Below are 20,867 nucleotides of genomic sequence, written 5' to 3'. Positions count from 1 at the left end.
TTAGACACCCTTTGTTAATTTAAAAGCTTGAATTTGTTTTTGAGGTGCTTTGGCTTTCATTAATGATTCCCCCACTAAAATGCCTGCAATACCTGTGGAAGTTAGTTGAGCGATATCTGCAGGGGTCTTAATACCACTTTCCGAAATATAATGCACACCCGGTTGCTTACACGTGAGTATTTGAGACGTGTGTGCAACGTCAGTCTTAAAGTGGCGCAAATCTCTGTTGTTAACACCTATCAGTTCTGGATTGAGGTGATGTGCACGTTCAAGCTCTTTATGGTCGTGTACTTCGACTAATACTTCTAAGCCTAATTCAGTAGCGTAATTGTATAATTGTTGGAGTCGTACATCTGTTAAAACATGGACAATTAATAAAATAATCGAGGACCCTGCTTTATGTGCAAGGTCTATTTGGCGTTCATCGACGATAAAATCTTTACAAAGTACAGGTAAGTTTGTTTGCTGGGTTAAATCTATCAACCGCTCGTAACTGCCGCCAAAATACCTGTCATCTGTTAAAACAGAAATGGCTGAAGCCCCTCCTTCTGTATAAAGTTGCAATTGTTCTGTTAAATCACGTTCAGGAATGTCTGACACTGTCGGACTTTTTGACTTAATTTCTGCAATGACACCTATTTTTGAATCACCCGCTAGCAATTGCGTAAGACGAGGCTTGTGCGCCACATTGATGGCATCTATCTGAGCTATTTTCTGTTCATAATACCCCTCTGCTAGTAATGCTTTTTTATATGTGGTGATTTCGTCTAAGATACTCATACGATGACACCTCTCGCTTGTTCGTATTGTTGATAGGCTGCACCTGAATCAATACATTCAGCCGCATAGATAATGCCGTCTTGAATAGATGCTGTTTTTTCAGCAGTATAGAAAGCGATACCCGCGTTCAATAACACCACATCTCTCCGACAAGAGCGATCTTTCCCTTTTAAAATATCTAAACTGATTTGCTTATTTTGTTCAGGCGTTCCTCCTTTTAAAGCATCATCAGGCGCGTATTGTAATCCGTAATCCGCGGCATTAACGGTATAGACTTCAATCCCTGTATTTTGGTTCATTTCTACAATTTGATTATCTCCAGATAACGTTGCCTCATCCATGCCATTTGCGCCATGCATCACAATCGCTCTCTTACGTCCTAATTTTTGAAGCACCTCTGCAATTTTCACCATTCTTGATGGATCAAATACCCCCATTGCTTGGTAATCTAAGGCATAAGGATTAATGATAGGGCCTATCAAATTCAGAATCGTCGGCCGCCCTAATTTTTTACGCACAGGTTGCATATTCTTCATTAATGGATAAGCTTCTGTCGCATTGACAAATGCTAAACGAGATGCCGCCAATTGTTGTGAAACTTGTTGAACTGGCGTTGTTGGGATTCCCATTGCTTGTAAAATATCCATGCCACCAGACTGCGAAGTCACGCTTTTATTTCCGTGTTTGACGACATGAATGTCGCCACTTGCAGCAACAAATGAAACAGTCGTAGAAATATTAAAACTATTCGATCCATCTCCCCCTGTTCCACAGACACACATACTTCCTGCATATTGAGGTTGTTCTTCATACATGGTCTGAATCAAACGTGCACATAATGCATATAGCTCGTCTGTTGTTTCACCTTTCATCGTATATGCAACAAGCAATCCTACCTTATCTTCTATCGGTGTTGTTTCAGAGATTAAAGTATTGACGAATAATGCCATATCATCTGCATCTAACGTTTCAAAATTCATTATTTTATTGAGCAATGCCATGTGACTTCACACCTTTCTTTACGATGAATAAAAAATTCTCAACCACTTTCGCCACATCTTTACTTGCAAAAGACTCTGGATGATATTGAAGACCAAAGTGTGGCCGACATCGGTGTTCAAATGATTGAATACTATCTCGCGTATGTCCTGTAATCAATAACGAAGCGGGTAATGTGGCTTCTTCACAAATCAGTGAATGGTAGCGCATAATGTCAGAATGTTCTGAAATCCCGTTGTATAAAGCGCTCGGTGCATCAAAAGATAACTGATCAATTTTACCGTGCATAACTTTCTGTGCGACGTTCACATCCCCACCGTAATAACAGTAAAGTGCTTGCGCTCCAAGGCAAATCCCTAAGATAGGTATATGTTCGAACGATTGAATAATCCGATGCAAATCATCGCTATCGTTTGGATGGCCTGGCCCAGGTGAGATGACGACTGCATCTGGATTCAAATCAAAGAGTGATGCATCATCAGGATAAAGGACGCGCACATCATCAAATGGACGCAACATATCCACTAGGTTGTACGTGAAGGAATCATAATTATCGATGACTAATATCATAGTGTGACCTCCAATAAACTTTTCACTTTGAGTTTCGTTTCTTCTAATTCTTTCTCAGGCACAGAGTCATAGACAACACCGCAACCCGCTTCGACATGGACATCGTTATCATCAATGACCATCGTTCGAATGGCTAGGGCTAAATCCAACGTATGGTCACAATTGATATAGCCTACACCCCCGCTGTAAACGCCTCTTTTATAGGGGTGATTCTCATAAATACGTTGAATCGCACGTAATTTCGGCGCACCCGAAACTGTTCCTGTAGGTAAAAGACTCGCGATCATATCAAGAGGAGAGCGCTTGGCATCAATTTCACCTACGACCTCTGTCACAATATGCATGACATGTTCATAGCGTTCTATCGTCATTAACTTCGGTATCTCTAATGAGTTAGGTTTGGCAATTCGCAAAATATCATTACGTCCCAAGTCAACCAACATACGATGCTCGCTTAATTCTTTTTCATCTTCCAACAAAATTTGCGCAAGTTTAAAATCTTCTTCCTCTGTCGCACCTCTTTTAATTGTGCCCGCGATTGGGTTTGTCATGACTTTGCCATCTTTCACTTTAACGAAGCTTTCTGGCGAACTCCCGATTAAAATGGGTCCCCCCATATTTAAGTAAAACAGATAAGGACTTGGATTTTTGCGCTTTAATTTTTGATAAAGCCGATACGTTAATTGATGTAAATGATGACCAAAGCCATGAGCATATTTGTAAACTCGAGAAGGAACGACTTGAAACATATCCCCTTCTTGAATTAATTTTTTAAACTGCGTAATTTGATTGATAAAAGTCGCTTCATCAATATTGGTTTCAATTTTCCGTTGTGGCAAGTTGTATTCTATTTCCTCTTCAAACAGTTGAATGTGGCTAAATACATCAATCATCGCATCCAAGCGTTGTGCCATCTCTTGTTCAGAGGCGCCTGAAAAAAGATTCGTCACAATCACATAAATCTGCTCTTTATAATGATCAAAGACATAGACCGATTCAATCATGTAAAAATGGACGTCTTCTGTTTCTCCCTGAACCGGATATTGTTGAAGTATGGGAAATGCATGTCGCACTAAATCAAAACTGCAGTAACCCATGAACCCTGAAATAAAAGGAAGTTGTTGTAATGCTTCGTACTTAATATCTGATTGGTGTGCGCCTATAAAAGCTTTTAATTTTTCAAACGGAGCGTCCGTTTCATATTTTGAATATTGAGGCGTCGAAATATTTAAACCCGCTTCAGTCAATGTCACTTCACCATACGTATCAAACGCAACAACTGAATAACGTCCTTTGGTTTGAGATGTTGTGGCACTTTCTAATACAATTTTGTGTTCTTTATGTCGTGCTAGTGTTTCTGGATTTATTGGTGCATCTAAAATGCGATAACGGATTTTCATCGGTCTCCCCCTTAATTTTTAAAATAAAAAAACGCGTGTGTCTCCTTAAAAAAGGACGCTCACACGCGGTACCACCTTTGTTAACAGATATACTTCTGTTCACTCAAAATCTTATAAAATTAGCTGCTTCCAGTAAAACCCAATTCATTTGAAGTCGGTATAGACTTTCATCAACCGTCTATTTTCTGATGCTACCGATGATTCAAACTACTACATCTTACCTCACTATTTAACTATATCTCACTAAAAAATAAAAAACACCACGGTTTCCCATCCTCTATAAGGACGCGTTACCGTGGTGCCACCTTAGTTAATATGACTGTTGTGCCATATTCGCTTTTAAAATCATGATTCAATTATTACGTTAATGCGTGATTGCCCAATTCATTTTTACGCCGTGCTAACTTTCATCAACCGTTAGCTTTCTGCATGCTACAAACGATAAAAACTACTTTCAATCTAACGTATATTAAGTTAAGGCTTACTATAACACCATTCAGAATTCCATGTCAATAACTGACTTTGAAAATCATCAGGATATTGCTATTTTTAGTATTGGTTTTGCCTATTTATTTTGATTTGCAAAGGCTTTTGAAATGATGTTCAATTTTTCTGGCGCGTCCATCACATCCATGTGGACCTCTACAAAATGCATTGTATTTGGGTTTTGTTCAATCGCATCCATTGTTTCTTTTAAGGATTTTGTTGACTTCACATCATAGGTTGGAATATCTTGGCCTCCAAATACGGCTGGTAACATTTTGTAATCCCACATTTGAATATCATTATAATGTGCTTTTTCACCATGAATTTTTCTTTCAACAGTATAACCATCGTTATTGATGACAAAAATAATCGGATTCATTTTTTCTCGAATCATTGTTGAAATTTCTTGTACTGTTAATTGTAAAGAACCATCGCCAATAAGTAAGATGTTACGACGTTCTGGTGCAGCTAAAGTCGTTCCTAAAGTGGATGGCAATGTGTAACCAATTGAACCCCATAAAGGTTGACCAATAAACGTTGTTGAACCTTCAATACCTAGACTATATGAACCAAAGAATGATGTACCTTGTTCAGCTAAAACAACGTCACCTTTTTTAAGAAAATCTTGCATTAATTTAAAGTAATTTTCTTGTGTCAACGGCTCTTCATTTAAGTCCACATTTTCAGCTTGTGGCCATACAAATTGTGGGAACTGACCTTCATAGTGATAATCGATTTGTCCAAGTGCTTCCACAATCTCAGGAAGTGCTGGCGAAGTCGATTCAAATTCTCCAATACGAACTTGACGATGATTTAAAATCATCACAATGTCATCTTTAAATTCTTGAGAAAAGCCTGCAGTAGCTGAGTCTGTTAATTTTGCCCCTAAAGTAATGACAACATCGCTACCATTTACATAATCACGAATCGCTTCATCTGCAATACTGCCATCAAAGATCCCCATATATTGTGGGCTTTCTTCGTTAAAAGCGCCTTTTCCAAGTGATAACTGTGCAACAGGTAAGTTTAAACGTTCAGCTAATTGTTGAACTTGAGCTTGTAAGCCAAAGCTATTGATTTGATGTCCTACAATTAAAGTCGGTTGTTTCGCATTTTGAAGTGCTTCAGTTACTTTTTCGATGATACTTGATAAGTCCTCTGACGCTTTTACTTCTGGATATTCAATTTGATCTGGTACTTCAATTTCTTTCATCGCTGTATCAATAGGTAAATGAACATGTACAGGGCGTTTTTCTTCTATTGCGACTTGGATGATTCGAGGCACTTCTGTTAGAGCATTATCTGTTGTTAAATAAGTTTGTGCTTCAGTGATATGTGCAAACATTTTACGATATGCATCAAAGATACCTGTTCCTAATGAATGATGGACATATTTTTTAGCTTTCTCAACGACTGTTGTAGGGCCACCTGTAATTGCAATCACCGGTACATTTTCAGCGTAAGATCCTGCAATACCATTCGTTGCACTTAATTCTCCTACTCCAAATGTTGTCACCATTGCCGCTAATCCATTGATACGTGCATAGCCATCTGCTGCATAACTCGCGTTTAATTCATTTGTATTCCCTACCCATTGTAAGGTTTCATGTGACTCAATATCGTCTAAAAAGGCAAGGTTAAAATCTCCAGGTACACCAAAGATTTTATCAACACCGTGTTTTGCAATTTCGTCAAATAAAAATTGTCCTACTCTTTTTTTCATTTTCATCCCGTCCTTGATTTATATTTTTCTTTACAATTAGAATTCTACATGGCACTTTTAAATAAGTCAATGATATTGACCTAATAATACTGAATCTTCTATTGAAATAATATAAAGGCCGTTCTATACTTGATTCAAAGTTATTTGATTGCGCTCTTTAGTACATTATTGAGTTCAAATTGTTTTCAATTCATAATAATTGGGCTAAAAAATAGGCACGTATTTATCACCCATTGATTGTGTTTTCGTGCATTAATGTATGACTCAACAGTTTGAGAAAGGAAGGTCTATTGTGTCTAAAATTAAAGGTCTCTTGCTTACATTGAGTATTGCGATAGTTGCAACATTGCTCGGTCATTTCTTTCCTATTATAGGAAGTGCCATATTCGCAATGCTTATCGGTATGGTCCTAAATAACTGTATCCAATTACCACAAACGTTAAAACCAGGTATTCAATTCAGCAGTAAAAAAATATTACATTACAGCATTATCGTACTCGGTTTCACACTTAGCTTTCAGTCGATTGGTTCCATTGGACTTAAATCTTTGCCTATCCTTATCGTGACACTTCTCGTCGCACTCGTAATTGTTACTGTATGCGTCAAACTATTAAAAATTGATACCCATACAGGCATACTCATAGGTGTCGGCACATCTATTTGTGGTGGTTCTGCAATCGCAGCAACGAGTCCAATCATTAAAGCCAAAGATGAAATCATTGCTTTTAGTTTATCAACTGTGTTCTTGTTCAACTTAGTTGCAGTGATTATCTTCCCACCAATCGGTCATTTTTTACATATGAGACAAGAGGCTTTTGGCTTTTTCAGTGGTACAGCGATTAACGATACGTCTAGTGTTGTCGCTGCGAGTGCCCTTTACGGATCAAAAGCGCTTGAAGTTGCGACGATTGTTAAACTGACACGAACACTCTTTATTATTCCAATTACAATTATTCTTGCCCTATGGGTTACACAACGACAAGAAGCTCAAAAACAAGGGGAACGTCCTACCATTATTCGTGCCGTCCCAGGATTTATTATTTGGTTTATTGTAGCCTCACTCATCAGTACGCTGTTTAACTTTTCACATGAGGTCATTCAAATTTTTAAAACGATTGCACTCTTTCTTATCACTATAGCTTTAGCGGGCGTCGGATTATCTGTGAAATTCAGTCAATTTAAAAAGGCAGGACTGAGACCTATATTGCTCGGTCTATTAACTTGGGCTGCTTTAATTGTGACAAGCCTTATTGTCTTGGGCTTAATAGGAATGCTATAAAAATGAACAAGCAAGGGGAACAGAAATCAATCGGATTTCGCTTTTTAAGTCTGCCCTTTGCTTGTTTTTTCATGTCTTTATCCTCTATTCGTTTTTTCTGTTGACTATTGTTAAGATGAAGATTAAATCACAATTTGTCAGTTTCAATTCACAGTACAAAACCTTGTACAAATGTAAAATCAATAGTATTTATAAATTCAAAAAGATATTCAATATAATTTGCATAAGAAGATAAATGTGCTTTATGATATAAGAATAGGTAAAATGTACAATCAAGGAAACTTATTCACACTCAAATATGGACTCATACTTTTATGTTTTGAATATTAATCTAAACTTTAAATTATTTAACAATTTTAACAAAATTATGTTTTAAGCATAGACGTAACGGAAATGTAATAATATGAAACGCGAACGAAACATTGTTTTAAATAAAAATCTTTATAAATAGAATCAAGTTGTTTTCTAGTGTGTCACCACAACAAATGCTATGATAGTTTCATTGATGGGTTTTGATTGTTGATGAAAACAATTTGTTTCAAACAATGGTGTATCGATTCATATATTGAAAATGAATTAGGGATGATGAGAAAAATTTTTAAACAAGAGCGGTTACGTTAAATCGTGTTATTCTCTTCCCTATCATAAAATTTCGAGCATAGTCATGCTAAAAATACACTCCGTTGACATAAAGTCTGCTGTATTTTTATCTCTTTTATAAAGGAGGATGCTTTCACATCCTACTGGCGAAATACATAACAATAGGAGCTGGAATTAATGATTAAACAACATTGGGCTCAAAAAGTCGTAAAAAAAGCATCATCAATTATTAAGTCAGATGTACTAATCCTGAATAGAAGCGGTTACGTTATCGCAACATCAAATTCAGATAAAATAGGCGTTTTTTACCCTGCTGCCCGCCATTCTATTCAACGAAATCTCCCTATCGATATTGAAAAAGAGGATATGAAATTTTGGAAGGTTAAACAGACTGGTGTCATTATTCCGATTACACATAGTGGGAAAACGTACGGCGCACTTTTTGTAGTAGGAGAGCCAGATGAAATTAGAATTTATTCACATTTATTAAAATTAAATGCAGAGTTCATCGTCGAACAAGAATTCGAACGTTCCACGCGCTTTGAAGAAACATTATCTCGAACACAGATGCTTGCACATATATTATTTAATCCACAGCGGCAAATCCAAGCCTATAACCGTAAAAATGTCATTGAAAAGTTAGGTTTAAACGAAGACTTTACCGTCGCACTCATCTCGATTAATAGTACAAGTAAAACCAAAATCACGACTTTACGCCGCGCTTTAGAAGACTGGAAATTACCAAGCGACGATATTATTGAAGTTTCTCCTTCTGAATATGTGTTCATACTCAAGTCCAATGACAATCGTGGTCAAACACAATCTGAAATAAAAGCCTCCATTGAGAGTGATATGCGAGATGACATCTTTTCCCGCACATTAATTACACTTGGCTCCATTACTAATGGGTTACAAGGACTCATACAATCTTATAATGAGGCGACGTCACTTAAAGTGCTGATGCACGATTTAAAAATTCAAGAAGGCTTGCATACGTATAAAAGCCATGAACTAGCGACAATTTGTAATAACATTAAAAAATTCACGCCATCGAATGAAATGTCACTTGTATCTAACTACAAAAAGTTATTAGATTTTGGAGAAGATAAATATCTCAATGAAACGATTGAGGCCTACTTTAGAAATCACGGTAAACTCGTCAAAACGGCAAATGACTTGTTTATTCACCGCAATACACTGAACTATCGCATTAAAAAAATCCATGAAATTACAGGATGGGACCCCAATACGATAGACGGGATTGTATTGTTACGAATCGCACAAATCTTATATGAGAGTGCACAATGCTAATACAAATTTTAAAAAAATAAATCATGAGGCCGAATCCAACTTCCAAATAGGGTTTCGACCTCATAATTTTTTTATTTCATATACGCTATTCAAAGTGCCTCCAGACTATGCATGTCGTCATTTATTAGATATAATGCGAGTGTTAGGAGCGATTTTAATGAATAAAATTAAGCAATGGATTAATTCTTTTTTTGAAATGGTCGGCCCAAAGGTGATGAAAATTATTTTTGTCACAGTTTTTATCCTTGCCATTCTTTTTATTGGTATGGCAACAGTCATACCTGAACTAAACCATAAAACTTATCAAGGCATCGTCGTTGAAAAATATAAAGAAAACCATGGTCTAACGACTGGTACAAGTCGTTTTATCGTTTTAAAACATGGCAAAGAGACGATTAAAATTCAAAATGATGATATATTGTTGCATGGTAAATTTAACAGCCAAAGCATTCAAGAAGATATTATAGAAGGTAAAAAAGCTGAAATTAAAACAATAGGCTTTAATTTCCCTCGTATTGGTTTTTATCCTAATCTATACCAAATCAAGCAATAAAAAATAAAACAGCTTATCGTCATCTCCAACATATTGGAAAATAGCGATAAGCTGTTTTTTTAACGTTCGTAAGTATCAATCCATTGCTGAACAGCCGGTGCAATCCGGTCTAAGTCGTCTATATGCACCCAATCAATGTCTGTAATTTCTGCATTGATTGCAACGCGAGACCAATCAATAGCATGATTCACTTTAAATCCATTCAATTCAGTTTGCTCATCATGTTGCGGATAAGCTTGTCCTACAACGGTTCCGATATAGATGATATTTTCAGGTTTAATCTCTAACTGTAATTCCTCTTTCACTTCTCTAATTAATGCCGTTTCCATCGTTTCACCCGGTTCAATTTTGCCACCTGGGAAGTACATTTTATCTCTATGTCTCACTTGAACCAAGCGTAAGTGATCTGCCTTTCTATCTACTAAACAAACACACCTAATCATGCTTGCCACTTCCCTTTTCCAATCGTTTTTAAAGAATAGGACATCTTTGCACACATATTCTCATCTTATAACGAATGGCATCATGACGCAATTTGAACATCCATTAGAAACGATGTGTGAGCGTTAACTTACTGCTTGTTGATACGTTGCGATGCGGTTTGAATAAACCTTGCCAATTCTTAATGCAGCTTGACGGCCTCCCATTATATTTCGCGCAAAGGGACCTAATTGTAAATCTGCTAACATTCCTGAGACATATAAATGGGGCAACCATTCTAGCTCATCTGAAATACGAGGATAACCCGACACTAATTGCGCTTCTGGTAAAGCCAATATGTCTCGAAGTAAAGGCTGTGTCATTAAATCTGGCACAAAACCTGTCGCTAAATAAATGCCATCATAACGCATTTTTAAGTCGCCCGCGATAATCATATGATCTTGGACGTAATCAATGGCTGTATGATGAACAATCAATCGGCCTTGTTTTTCATATTTTTTTAAAGTCATGCACATATCTTTAGGCATCGAACCTTTATGACGTTCTTGGCGATTAACAAGCGCACGTTCAGAAAGTGGTTCTTCTTGAAAATGTTTCATATTTTTCGGACCTAACCAACCCGGATCTGCATCAAAATCATGGATTTCATAATCTTTCTTCATCCACAAATGAATTGTCTTATCTTGATTTTCTTTAATCAATTTGATGGCTAAATGCCCAGCTGATATCCCACTACCGACCACATGTGAAACTTCAGCGATGGGCTCTAATTGTTCACTATGAATATGTTGAACATCAGGTTGATGTTGAAATATTTGAGGTATGAATGGCGTATGATGTGTTCCCATCGCTAAAATTAATTGCTGCGCTTTAATTTTTTGTCCATTCTCTAATTCAATTTCCCATGACGTATCACATTGACAAAGGTGTCGCGCCTTTTGACATATGTGACATGTTTCTAATTCATATGCATCTATCCAATAACGCGTATGATCAAAAAACATATCCAAACGTGGCCGTTGGTATTGTCCAATCATCGCCTGAACATAGCCTTCTTTTTTTGCAAATTTTTTCAAATCAAACGGCTCGGGATGACAATGATGCACTAATGGCGATCTTAAATAAGGCATTCCTATCCGCCCTGTTTGCATTTCAAATTGTCCTAACAATCGCTCATGCGGATCAATCATTTTCAATTGTTCTTTCGGTAGCCCCATGCTTCTTAATTGTAACGCAATCGTTGTCGCTTGTACGCCACCCCCGATAATAACCCATTCGTATGTCATCTTTTTCACCTATCTTAAATAGTAATAATTACGATTTATGATAAATGAAATTCGTTCTCAAATCAACTATTTATTCATGCGAATAGCACTTTTAATTCATTTTTTAGAACATCTAACAATGGGTACCTCACAAACTGCAAAGGAAATCCAGCACAAAAAACCAGAAATCGAAATAAGCTCGACTTCTGGCTTTTATATAGAAAGATGTGTGTACGTGTAAACCGATTAATTGATCGGCGCGCCTCCAGTTACACCATAAACTTGTCCTGTAATATAGCTTGCATTGTCTGAAGCAAGTAACACATAAACATCTGCTAGTTCAACAGGTTGACCTGCACGTTGGAGTGGTTGATTTTGACCAAATTTTGGAAGACTCTCTTGTGGTTGGCCTCCGCTTACTTGAAGTGGTGTCCAAATAGGGCCTGGGGCAACCGCATTAACTCGAATACCTTTAGGTCCTAATTGTGCGGCTAAACTTTTCGTCATTGAAATGTTAGAAGCTTTTGTCATCGCATAATCCACTAAATGTGCGCTCGGTTTTACGCCTTGGATAGATGCAGTTACGATGATGCTCGCACCAGGTTCAAAATATTGTAATGCTTCTTGAATTGAATAAATATTTGAGAAAACATTGACTTCAAATGTATCTGTTAATTGATCTGCAGCTAAGTTTTCAATTTCATATTCATATTGTTGCATACCTGCATTTAATACAAGGATATCGAGTCCATTTAATTGACTGTGAGCATCCTTAACCATTTGTTTTGCATATTTAGCATCGCGTAAATCACCAGGCAGCAATACCGCTTTTTGACCTGCTTTTTCAATCACTGCTTTGACTTCTTCAGCATCGTCTTGTTCATCTGGATGATAAGCAATCGCAACATCCGCACCTTCTTTGGCATATGCAATCGCAGCAGCACGACCAATACCTGAGTCGCCACCTGTTACTAATGCTTTTTTACCTTTTAATTTATTGGCACCTTCATATGTTTCTTCTCCACAGTCTGGGACAGGCGTCATTTGTTTTTGAATCCCAGGATATTTTTGAGGTTGTTCTTCAAAATCACCATTAAAAAATTGTTTCAACGGATTATTATTAGACATGATAAAACCCCTTTCAATAGTATATGAATTCTATTCCCTTTTTATGTGTTTAAAAACATACCTATCTACATTTTTGCATTATCATCTATATATAGTTTCATTTATTAAATAGTTAACAAATAAACACAAGTCTTAAAAACAAAATTTCATTGTCGAATAAATATCTTATTTTTTAGAAAATTTTAACATCTACGAACTATTTATCTACACTTAGGCAAAATTTGTATTTTAAACTTATAATTTTATTAAACTTTTGTTGTATTAAAAATTAATGGAGTTGATAAAATGTATAAAATTTCAAAATTAGTATTATCTAGTTCTTTATGCTTAAGTCTTTTACCTATCTCTGACACTGCTCACGCTGAATCGAAAGCTGACATCCCTCTTAAACATAACTTTAAACAACCTGTTCATAGTCAATCTGAAGCACACGAAGTGCTTAAAGAATTACCTAGCGACATTAAAAAGAACTATGAAGATTACGAAGTCGTTAAAACAGAAAAAGACAAACTTGGTTTTACACATTACACGTTACAACCCGTTGTTGATGGTGCATTTGCGACAGATAAAGAGGTCAAAGTACACGTGAATAAAGATAATAAAGTTGTCCTTGTCAATGGTGAAGTCAAAGCTAAAAAAGTTAAACCGACAAATGAAGTTGGAATTTCAAAGGATAAAGCCATCAACCGTGCGTTTCAAAGTATTGATGTCAGGTCATCAGAAGCTAAAAATATTGATGATCACGTCGTTAAAGAAAACAAAGTAGAAATCGATGGTGAAAAGAATAAATTCGTTTATAACATTGAATTAGTTATGACAAAACCAGATGTTGCCCATTGGGATATTAAAGTCGATGCAGAAACTGGAGAAATTATTGAAAAAACGAATTTAATTAAGCATGCCGCTGCAAAAGGAACTGGCCGTGGGGTACTAGGTGATACTAAAGAAATCAATATTAACAGTATTGGAAATGGTTATAGTTTAGAAGACGTCACAACACCCGCTGTTATGTCTGCTTATACAGTTAATGAAGCAACAGGCTCCGCTCAATTAATTACAGATAGAGATACAAACTTTACAGATAAATATCAAAGCGCAGGTGTAGATGCAAACTACTATGCGAAACAAGTTTACGATTATTACAAAACTAAATTTGGTCGTTCTTCGTATGACGATAAAGATAGTCCAATTGTATCTATTACACATGTCAACCGTTTTAATGGACAAGACAACCGTAACAATGCCGCTTGGATTGGCGATAAAATGATTTATGGTGATGGCGATGGTGTAACTTTCACAAACTTATCTGCTGCGAATGATATCGTTGCACACGAAATTACGCACGGTGTGACACAAAGTACAGCAAACCTTGTATACCGCAACCAACCAGGTGCACTTAATGAAAGTTTCTCTGACGTATTCGCTTATTTTGTAGATTCAGAAGATTTCTTAATTGGGGAAGATGCATACACGCCAGGACGTGATGGCGATGCTTTACGTAGTATGTCTTCACCAGAACAATATGGACAACCTTCTCATATGAGTCAATATGTCCATACTTCAAGTGATAATGGTGGCGTTCACACAAATTCAGGTATTCCGAACAAAGCAGCTTACAATACGATTCAACGTATCGGTAAAGACCGTTCAGAACAAATTTATTACAGAGCCTTATCTCAATATTTAACTTCAACTTCTAATTTCAATGATGCAAAAGCGTCTCTATATCAATCTGCTTTAGATTTATATGGACAAAATGTAGCGAGTCAAGTCGCTCAAGCTTGGGAAGATGTTGGCGTATAAAAAAGATTTCATCTCCTTGTAATTGCATTGCCATAACATATAAAAACGCTTATTTTTCAAAATATAGATAAAAATTGATGTTGTTCAATAAACCCCTCAATACATTGAACTGAATCAGCAATAAAGGAGCGGAACAGTCGTTATTTTGCCCCTGTTCCGCTCCTTATTTGAAATTAAGGACGCAAATACCTTTTGTTATCTTCCTATTTGAATCACATCTTTTCTTGTGTTTGCGATCCAATCTTTCACATATAAAAAATTCTGCCAATCCGCTTCACTATAGAATAAAATTTCATTCTTTTCTAATACCTTTTGTACCGCTTCTCTAAATGACCGACTCATATAATAAAACGCACCTGGATAAAAGCGGTCATAAAAATTGAAATCACATTGTGCAACTAACGCTTCTGCCGAAACTGGAATATCCCGTACTAATTTTTCAGCTTTTTCACGACCTCCATGCTTTAAAATATAGAGTGCGATAAAATCTAAACGCGCATCTGATCCCCACACGATTTGCGTCGGTTGAAGATCTCGCGAATGTATTCTCAAACCCAGATGATTGCGCTCATTTTCAATTTCTACTAATAATCTCTGTAATGAACTGACATGTGGTTCTGACAGTTTAACCGAGCTAATCGCACTTTCTAATATATTAGACCAATGACGACAAGCTATTTTTGTATGACCGACAACAGTTAAACCTAGAGAATGTGGCAAATTAATCATACCCGCTATCGCTTGCTCTGCTTCTATTTTAGTCATATTAAAAGTTAATGGATTAAGTTGTAAACCCGTAATCATATAGGTCGTATTAAAATAATCCTTGTATAAAATACTACCAATCATATAATAATCGGACGTGATTTTTGGAAAATGAGTTGCCATCACATTCGTTTTAACGATTCTACTATTCCAGCGATCAAACATTTCATACATCCGTATTGATTCTTGACCGAAGTCTAACGACACTTTATTCACTTCGCCTGGTGTTAAAGCTAAAGCTGACAAATTAGACAAATCACCATTAAAATTCAAAGTCTTAATATCTTGTCTCATCATCTTGTTAATATTCCAAAATAGCATGCCTACTTTACAAATCAACTGCGCACCGGTACGCGCCTCTATTTGTTTTTTGGTTTTATTCGATACTTTTAATGCCAATTCAATGGTGTCATAATATTGTCCACACAAAGCAGCAAGGGCTTCAGCTACTATATCATCACGCACATCAATTGCATCTGACATTTCAAAACGTATGCAACCTTCATGTAAACCATCATTATAATCAGCTTGTATCCAGCCACTTTGATTTTGTATCGTCTCGAAAGTGATTTTCACCTGAGATACTCCCTTCATTTATCTTTACTTTCATCATACCGTAATGATATTAAAGGAATGTAAAGATGAAAGGAATATGAAAAGTGAACGAAGCTTGTATAGCACATGTCAATCAACATTCCGCTTTCTAGAATTCATTAATATGGTAAGTAGACTATTGTTTGGAATGCGTTTTAAAGCAACGTCGTGTCATTAAGCTCAATCCCACAAAGCCCAATAATAAACCTTTCCACTGTATATTTTCAGATTGACCTGTGGCAGGCAATTGTGATGTAGTGAATAATTTTTTGTTTTCATCACTGACATTCACATGATTGACCAATACTGTGTTACGAGCTAATGTTAAATGCGCCTTTGTCATTTCTAGTGATTTATAACCATGAGGATTATTCTTCTTAGCCTTCATAATTTGGACTTTATCATCGATATTCTGCTTATCATATTGGTTATGGTTATCAATTTCTTCTACCATAGGTCCATCTTGTGATTCAGGCTTTCCTAATGCTTTTAAATGTTCTTCAATTTCCCGATTACCAGATACTCTATCGCTCTCCAATGTTATTTTTGCTTCAGTTTGACTATCGTTTTCTACTGGTGGCGTCTTTTCTAATTCTTCTATATGTCCAATAGCATTTTCCTCTTGTGGTGGATTGATGATTTCTAAGTCTTCTTCCTCTGATGGAGGTGCTGCTTCTATTGAAGTTGATTCCTCTGGTACATTGTCCTCCTCTATGACTACAACATTGTCGTCAGTCTTAGGTCGTTCTTCTACTTCAACTGGTTCCTCTTTCTTCTCTATGGCATTTTCCACTTCTGGAGTTTCCACACTGTCTGAAGCTTCTTCTACTGCTGACGTATCTTCTTCTATAACACTTGGTTCTTCTGGTGTTTCCACTTCTTCTGTTGGTTCTACTTTATCTTCGCCTTTAGGTTCTTCTACTATTTCTGGTGCGTCTACAGTACCTGAGGATAATTCTGTTTCCACTGGCACTTCTTTCTCTGGTGTTTCATCTGCTTCAGTTGGCTCAGCGTTACCTTCAGTCTTTGGTGGCTCCACTACTGCTGATGCTTCAGGTGCCTTCTCACTCGTAGATGAATTTTCCTCTTTCGATACATCTACATTTTCTGCAGGTTCTACTACTGCTGGTGTCTCCTCTTCTTTAACAGTTGATTTCTCTGGCGTTTCCACTTCTTCTGTCGGTTCTACTTTATCTTCAGCTTTTGATTCTTCTTCCATTTTAGGTGTTTCCTCTGTTCCTGTAGCCTCGACATTATTTTCAGTCTTTGGTTGTTCCATTACTTCTGCTGTTTCTACAGAGTCAGACGGTGTTTCTGATGTATTTGTATGCGCTAAAGTTTCACTGTCTTTAACAGGTTCTATCGGCTCAGGTGCTTTTGGTATCGGTTGAACTTTAACAAATACGAGCGGTGAAACATTTGCGCTTTCATCGACAGCTTTGACTGAAACGTTGTCATCAGCTTGAATCGTTGCGATGACAGGATCATTAATTTCCCATGTTCCATCTTGAAGGACCTGTGCTTCTAGAGTTGTTTTTTCATTAATCGTTACAATGATTTTACTTTTCGGCTCTGCTTTCCCTGTCAATACCAATGTTCCTTGTTGTAATAAATCGACTGTAGGTGTTTGAGGTGGTGTCGTATCTACAACTTGTCCTATGCCCGGTTGAGATCGATTGCCAGAGCGATCTATTTCTATAACTGATACTTTGGATCCTGCACGCAATTCAGTATGAAATGGTACACCGATCATCCAAGTTAAATTTCGTCCCACTTTCGTTTTGATGATTTCATTGTTCGGTAATGTCACTTCTATCGTGTCTTTATACTTTTCACCATGCCCCCAAATAATATGTTTGCCCGCTTCAGTGACTGTAACTTTTGGTTGAATAGGTGGTGTATTGTCAATAGGTGTCACGTAGTTGATAGCTGATCGATTGCCTACATCATCTATCGCTTGGACAAAAATTGTATCATCTGCAATTTGAGGTGTACTTGGCGGTATTTCAATGGACCATTTACCTTCTACAGTATTCGTTTGTAAAGTTTTCTTGTTCGGTAATGTCACCAATATGGTCGTATGCAGCGCTGATGTACCAGTCATTGTTGACGTATTTTCTACAAAATCATCCACTTGTGGTGGTGGCGGTGCAATGGTATCCATGACTTTAGCGTAAAGTGGCGGAGAAGGAAATTTCCCAGGCAATGTAGCAACAATTGCCAATTGATCATTGACTTGTAATGCTTCTCGTTCAGGAATTGCAGTTTCCCAATAACCATATTCATCTGCTTGAACTTTTGTCATAACACCTGATGGATACGTCACAGTGACCCATGCATTTTCAGATGCATCTCCCGTAATAAAATCTTTATCCCGTTCAGTTGAAGACACCGTTGGTCGCTCAGTATGATTTGTGACCATTTCTTGTAAATAAGGTTGTAATTGTTGCATCAATTTCTCTTTTTCAATGACATCCATATGTTGAACGCCTTGAACAATACGATATAGTGGGATGCGATAATCTCGATTTGGCTCCGCTTTCAATCGCTGAATCAGCTGTGTCACATCTTCTTGCATTTGCTCAGCATATCTTTTTTCTGCTGCTTCGGTAGTTTCTCCCTCCGCTATAAAGCCTTTGTCAGTTAATGTGTAAGTGACTGTTTCCTTTTCAGGTTGCGGCAATTTTAATTGCGTATGATTTTCGATACGCCAAACTTGTCGACGTGATTGGGGTTCACGATGTTTAACCGTAATTGTGTCACCGTCTTTCAAATCAAATGTAGCAACTTTGCCTTCAGCTGTCTCATTGCCTATTAATGATTGGTCTAATAAAATCTTTCCATTTTGATTTTTTATCGTAATATGCGCATATTCATCTGTAAAATAAAAATGCGGTTGTACATTGTTTTGACGATAGATCACTTTTTGATGCTCAGGTTGATATTCAATATTCACAAACTCTCGATTAGAAATCCCCTGTAATACAATGCGTTCAGTCATTGCCGTTTGCCTATGTTGGATGGCAGGATATGTCACTGTGGCTACGTTTTCCCCTTTTTCTTTCACTATCAAATACGCATGCTCTGGCAACGCTACGTCTTTTGATAACGGCGCTACAATTTTATATATCCCTGCACGAATTTGTTCAAATTGTGCTTTTCCATTTACAATTGTCGCTTCAGCTACTTGTGTCGTTCCATCTATTAACTTAATCGTACTGCCATCAGGTAAAATCTGCCCTTGCTGATCCACTGTCACCGTTGCATTTGCTTTGATAGAACTCTCTTTTAAATCCGAACTACGTACAAGTTCATAGGCAGTCGCCAAGCCTAACTGCTTCACATATTTTTGACGCTCAGTTTCATTATCAATTAATAACGCTAACGGATAAATGTAACTATTAGGATATGCATTTACAGTATCTTTTAAACTTGTTGGTATATCGATATGATATAAATCAAAGTACGCCAAGCCGTTGTACCCACGATTCGCAAGCCAGTACGTATTGATCCAGCGCGGAACATCTTTTGTTACTGGCCCTTGTGAGGCTTCTTCCCGTATAGATTGAAGCATCTGAGTCAAACCCTCAATTCCCGTCAAACGAACCATCCGAGTCATAAAATCCAATCGATCACGTAAACCAATATTGGCATACGAAAATTGTTTCGAATCCTTTAATATTTGATCATGAATGCGCTGTTGAAAAGCTTGCTGACGGTTCTCATATAACCAACCATTTTTAATGCTTTGAACTTTTGTTTGATACTCATTCGCAAAAATATTGTTCCATACTTCTAGTAATTCCATTCGACTATCGCCGACCATCCAACCATCATACCCGTGCCCCACTTCATGTAAAGCCAGCCATCCTGGTTGTAAATAGCCATGTAATGATGCGCTGTTAGAGCCCATATGATCCCATGTCCAATAAGCTAAACCATAACCATTTTTATCTGCCATCGTAAAATATTTCATTTCCACATTATAATTTGGTGATTGCGGGTCCTCATTTAACCCTGCCCATTGACTATATTTCGAAATGACATCATCATAATAGGCAATCATTTCATCTAAATTTTTAAAAGCGGAACCTTGACTCTGTTTCATTTCACTGATGCGTTGACGATCTTCTTTTGGAATCAAAAATGAGATATGTTCACCTTCTACAAATGCATAGCTCGCATCTTGCTTTTCCCATTGCGCTTCAAAATCATTTTGACTTTGTCCACGTCGATAAGTAGGCAAAGCGCGTCCTAAATTGTTTTGAATATAGAAATCAACGAGCGGCTGATGATTGAGGCCTCTAGGTAAATTGACAAAGGCCGCACTGTCGATCGCTGCTTCAACACTGACCCATTCTCCAGTTTTAGGGATAACTTTACTTTTATTTTGCTGGCTATCATCCGTCATCAAACTTACGTGAAGCTCATCGTTATTTTGCGGATGAACTTGACGGATATATAATTTTGTATGTGCAGGTACAATCACACCTAAACTTTCACGTCCTTGTCCAATGCCTCTTCCCATCCCTAATGTTTGTGCATTTTTAGGATGGTTCATGACTGGGATACTTTTTTCATAAACTTTCTCTGGAATCTTTTCTACTGTTTTTGGCTGAGCTTGTGCTTGAGGTGCTGGTGCGTGTATGTCTGCTTCATTTGCTTCTAGTACAGATGAATCCGCTGCACGAAAAGTGGTTTCATCCGTTTGTTGACCTATCTCTGCATCTTGCTTATCAGATTGTAGTGTCTTTGTCGTTGTGTCTCGTGTATCTATATCCGCATTTGTAGGTTGTCCCGCTTGCTTATGGTTGATGACTTTCTCTTTATTAACAGCACTTTCTACATGCGTCGCCGTTGGCACGTCTACTGGCTCTTCAGACTTGAGCGCTGTATGTTCCCCGGCTTGAGGTGCTTCTTTTCTCTCTCCTGTGTTTACATTGCTATGTGTTATAGATGACCCTGATTCAAGGGAAGCAGGTAATTCGGCGGCTTGTGCTGTATGCCCTATATTGATATAAATAAATGAAGCAAACATGACAGAGACGATACCCACTTTAAACTTACGTATACCAAATTGTTGCTGTACTTGCTTTTCTGATTTTAAATGATATTTTCTATTCAATATCGATTCACATCCCTATATCTTTGTTGATATAAATTAAATTTA

At 37.2% G+C, this 20,867-nt stretch carries 14 protein-coding genes; 4 read left to right on the top strand and 10 right to left on the bottom strand.

Annotation, left to right across the window (positions count from 1 at the left end):
• From trpC to CD118_RS04570, 5 genes are all read right to left on the bottom strand, one after another.
• Window positions 1–780, bottom strand: a complete 780-nt coding sequence (gene trpC, locus CD118_RS04590) for an indole-3-glycerol phosphate synthase TrpC (protein ID WP_103356326.1) — start codon at window positions 778–780, stop codon at window positions 1–3.
• Complete coding sequence (trpD, locus tag CD118_RS04585) at window positions 777–1,781, bottom strand: anthranilate phosphoribosyltransferase (RefSeq protein WP_103356325.1); 1,005 nt, start codon at window positions 1,779–1,781, stop codon at window positions 777–779. Before trpD ends, trpC begins: the two co-directional genes overlap by 4 nt.
• A complete protein-coding gene (locus tag CD118_RS04580; RefSeq protein ID WP_103356324.1) occupies window positions 1,765–2,349 on the bottom strand; it encodes an anthranilate synthase component II in 585 nt (194 codons plus the stop codon). Before CD118_RS04580 ends, trpD begins: the two co-directional genes overlap by 17 nt.
• Window positions 2,346–3,749 (bottom strand): anthranilate synthase component I, encoded by a 1,404-nt coding sequence (locus CD118_RS04575; RefSeq protein WP_103356323.1) that lies wholly within the window; start codon window positions 3,747–3,749, stop codon window positions 2,346–2,348. The genes CD118_RS04580 and CD118_RS04575 overlap by 4 nt, the downstream gene beginning before the upstream one ends.
• Window positions 3,750–4,314: 565 nt before the next feature.
• The gene (locus CD118_RS04570; RefSeq protein WP_103356322.1) at window positions 4,315–5,958 is read right to left on the bottom strand and encodes an alpha-keto acid decarboxylase family protein; all 1,644 of its coding nucleotides are present in this window, start codon (window positions 5,956–5,958) and stop codon (window positions 4,315–4,317) included.
• 292 nt (window positions 5,959–6,250) lie between these two features.
• On the opposite strand from CD118_RS04570, the gene CD118_RS04565 reads away from it, so the two are divergent.
• The 3 genes from CD118_RS04565 to CD118_RS04555 all read left to right on the top strand — a co-directional run bounded on the left by CD118_RS04565 (window position 6,251) and on the right by CD118_RS04555 (window position 9,701).
• Complete coding sequence (locus CD118_RS04565) at window positions 6,251–7,237, top strand: YeiH family protein (RefSeq protein ID WP_103356321.1); 987 nt, start codon at window positions 6,251–6,253, stop codon at window positions 7,235–7,237.
• A 777-nt stretch (window positions 7,238–8,014) separates the two neighbouring features.
• Entirely contained in the window at window positions 8,015–9,148 is a 1,134-nt protein-coding gene (locus tag CD118_RS04560; RefSeq protein ID WP_103356320.1) for a sugar diacid recognition domain-containing protein, read from the top strand.
• Between the two features lie 157 nt (window positions 9,149–9,305).
• A complete protein-coding gene (locus tag CD118_RS04555; protein WP_060829414.1) occupies window positions 9,306–9,701 on the top strand; it encodes a hypothetical protein in 396 nt (131 codons plus the stop codon).
• Between the two features lie 59 nt (window positions 9,702–9,760).
• Here the strand turns inward: CD118_RS04555 and CD118_RS04550 are convergent, their stop codons facing one another.
• The 3 genes from CD118_RS04550 to CD118_RS04540 all read right to left on the bottom strand — a co-directional run bounded on the left by CD118_RS04550 (window position 9,761) and on the right by CD118_RS04540 (window position 12,535).
• Window positions 9,761–10,144, bottom strand: coding sequence for an NUDIX hydrolase (locus CD118_RS04550; protein WP_060829413.1), 384 nt, complete (start codon window positions 10,142–10,144; stop codon window positions 9,761–9,763).
• Window positions 10,145–10,267: 123 nt separating this feature from the next.
• Complete coding sequence (locus tag CD118_RS04545) at window positions 10,268–11,428, bottom strand: FAD/NAD(P)-binding protein (protein WP_050345189.1); 1,161 nt, start codon at window positions 11,426–11,428, stop codon at window positions 10,268–10,270.
• Between the two features lie 225 nt (window positions 11,429–11,653).
• Complete coding sequence (locus CD118_RS04540) at window positions 11,654–12,535, bottom strand: SDR family oxidoreductase (RefSeq protein WP_050329961.1); 882 nt, start codon at window positions 12,533–12,535, stop codon at window positions 11,654–11,656.
• A 285-nt stretch (window positions 12,536–12,820) separates the two neighbouring features.
• Between CD118_RS04540 and CD118_RS04535 the strand changes: the two genes are divergently transcribed.
• Window positions 12,821–14,338 carry a M4 family metallopeptidase gene (locus CD118_RS04535; protein ID WP_103356319.1) on the top strand — a complete coding sequence of 506 codons (1,518 nt, stop codon included), beginning with the start codon at window positions 12,821–12,823 and terminating at the stop codon, window positions 14,336–14,338.
• 195 nt (window positions 14,339–14,533) lie between these two features.
• On the opposite strand, the gene CD118_RS04530 is transcribed toward CD118_RS04535, so the two are convergent.
• Both CD118_RS04530 and CD118_RS04525 read right to left on the bottom strand, forming a co-directional pair.
• Window positions 14,534–15,679, bottom strand: a complete 1,146-nt coding sequence (locus CD118_RS04530) for a hypothetical protein (RefSeq protein ID WP_103356318.1) — start codon at window positions 15,677–15,679, stop codon at window positions 14,534–14,536.
• Window positions 15,680–15,833: 154 nt separating this feature from the next.
• The gene (locus CD118_RS04525; RefSeq protein ID WP_103356317.1) at window positions 15,834–20,822 is read right to left on the bottom strand and encodes an Ig-like domain-containing protein; all 4,989 of its coding nucleotides are present in this window, start codon (window positions 20,820–20,822) and stop codon (window positions 15,834–15,836) included.
• Between the last annotated feature and the right edge of the window lie 45 nt (window positions 20,823–20,867).

The organism is Staphylococcus coagulans, from assembly GCF_002901995.1.
Lineage (GTDB): Bacteria > Bacillota > Bacilli > Staphylococcales > Staphylococcaceae > Staphylococcus > Staphylococcus coagulans.
This window is presented reverse-complemented; position numbering and strand designations above follow the sequence as displayed.

Bases quoted from the DNA above. Each gene is read 5' to 3' on its own strand.
- trpC (WP_103356326.1), bottom strand. From the start codon at position 780: ATGAGTATCTTAGACGAAATCACCACATATAAAAAAGCATTACTAGCA.
- CD118_RS04555 (WP_060829414.1), top strand. From the start codon at position 9,306: ATGAATAAAATTAAGCAATGGATTAATTCTTTTTTTGAAATGGTCGGC.
- CD118_RS04540 (WP_050329961.1), bottom strand. From the start codon at position 12,535: ATGTCTAATAATAATCCGTTGAAACAATTTTTTAATGGTGATTTTGAA.
- CD118_RS04550 (WP_060829413.1), bottom strand. From the start codon at position 10,144: ATGATTAGGTGTGTTTGTTTAGTAGATAGAAAGGCAGATCACTTACGC.
- CD118_RS04570 (WP_103356322.1), bottom strand. From the start codon at position 5,958: ATGAAAAAAAGAGTAGGACAATTTTTATTTGACGAAATTGCAAAACAC.
- CD118_RS04545 (WP_050345189.1), bottom strand. From the start codon at position 11,428: ATGACATACGAATGGGTTATTATCGGGGGTGGCGTACAAGCGACAACG.
- CD118_RS04560 (WP_103356320.1), top strand. From the start codon at position 8,015: ATGATTAAACAACATTGGGCTCAAAAAGTCGTAAAAAAAGCATCATCA.
- trpD (WP_103356325.1), bottom strand. From the start codon at position 1,781: ATGGCATTGCTCAATAAAATAATGAATTTTGAAACGTTAGATGCAGAT.
- CD118_RS04535 (WP_103356319.1), top strand. From the start codon at position 12,821: ATGTATAAAATTTCAAAATTAGTATTATCTAGTTCTTTATGCTTAAGT.
- CD118_RS04580 (WP_103356324.1), bottom strand. From the start codon at position 2,349: ATGATATTAGTCATCGATAATTATGATTCCTTCACGTACAACCTAGTG.
- CD118_RS04575 (WP_103356323.1), bottom strand. From the start codon at position 3,749: ATGAAAATCCGTTATCGCATTTTAGATGCACCAATAAATCCAGAAACA.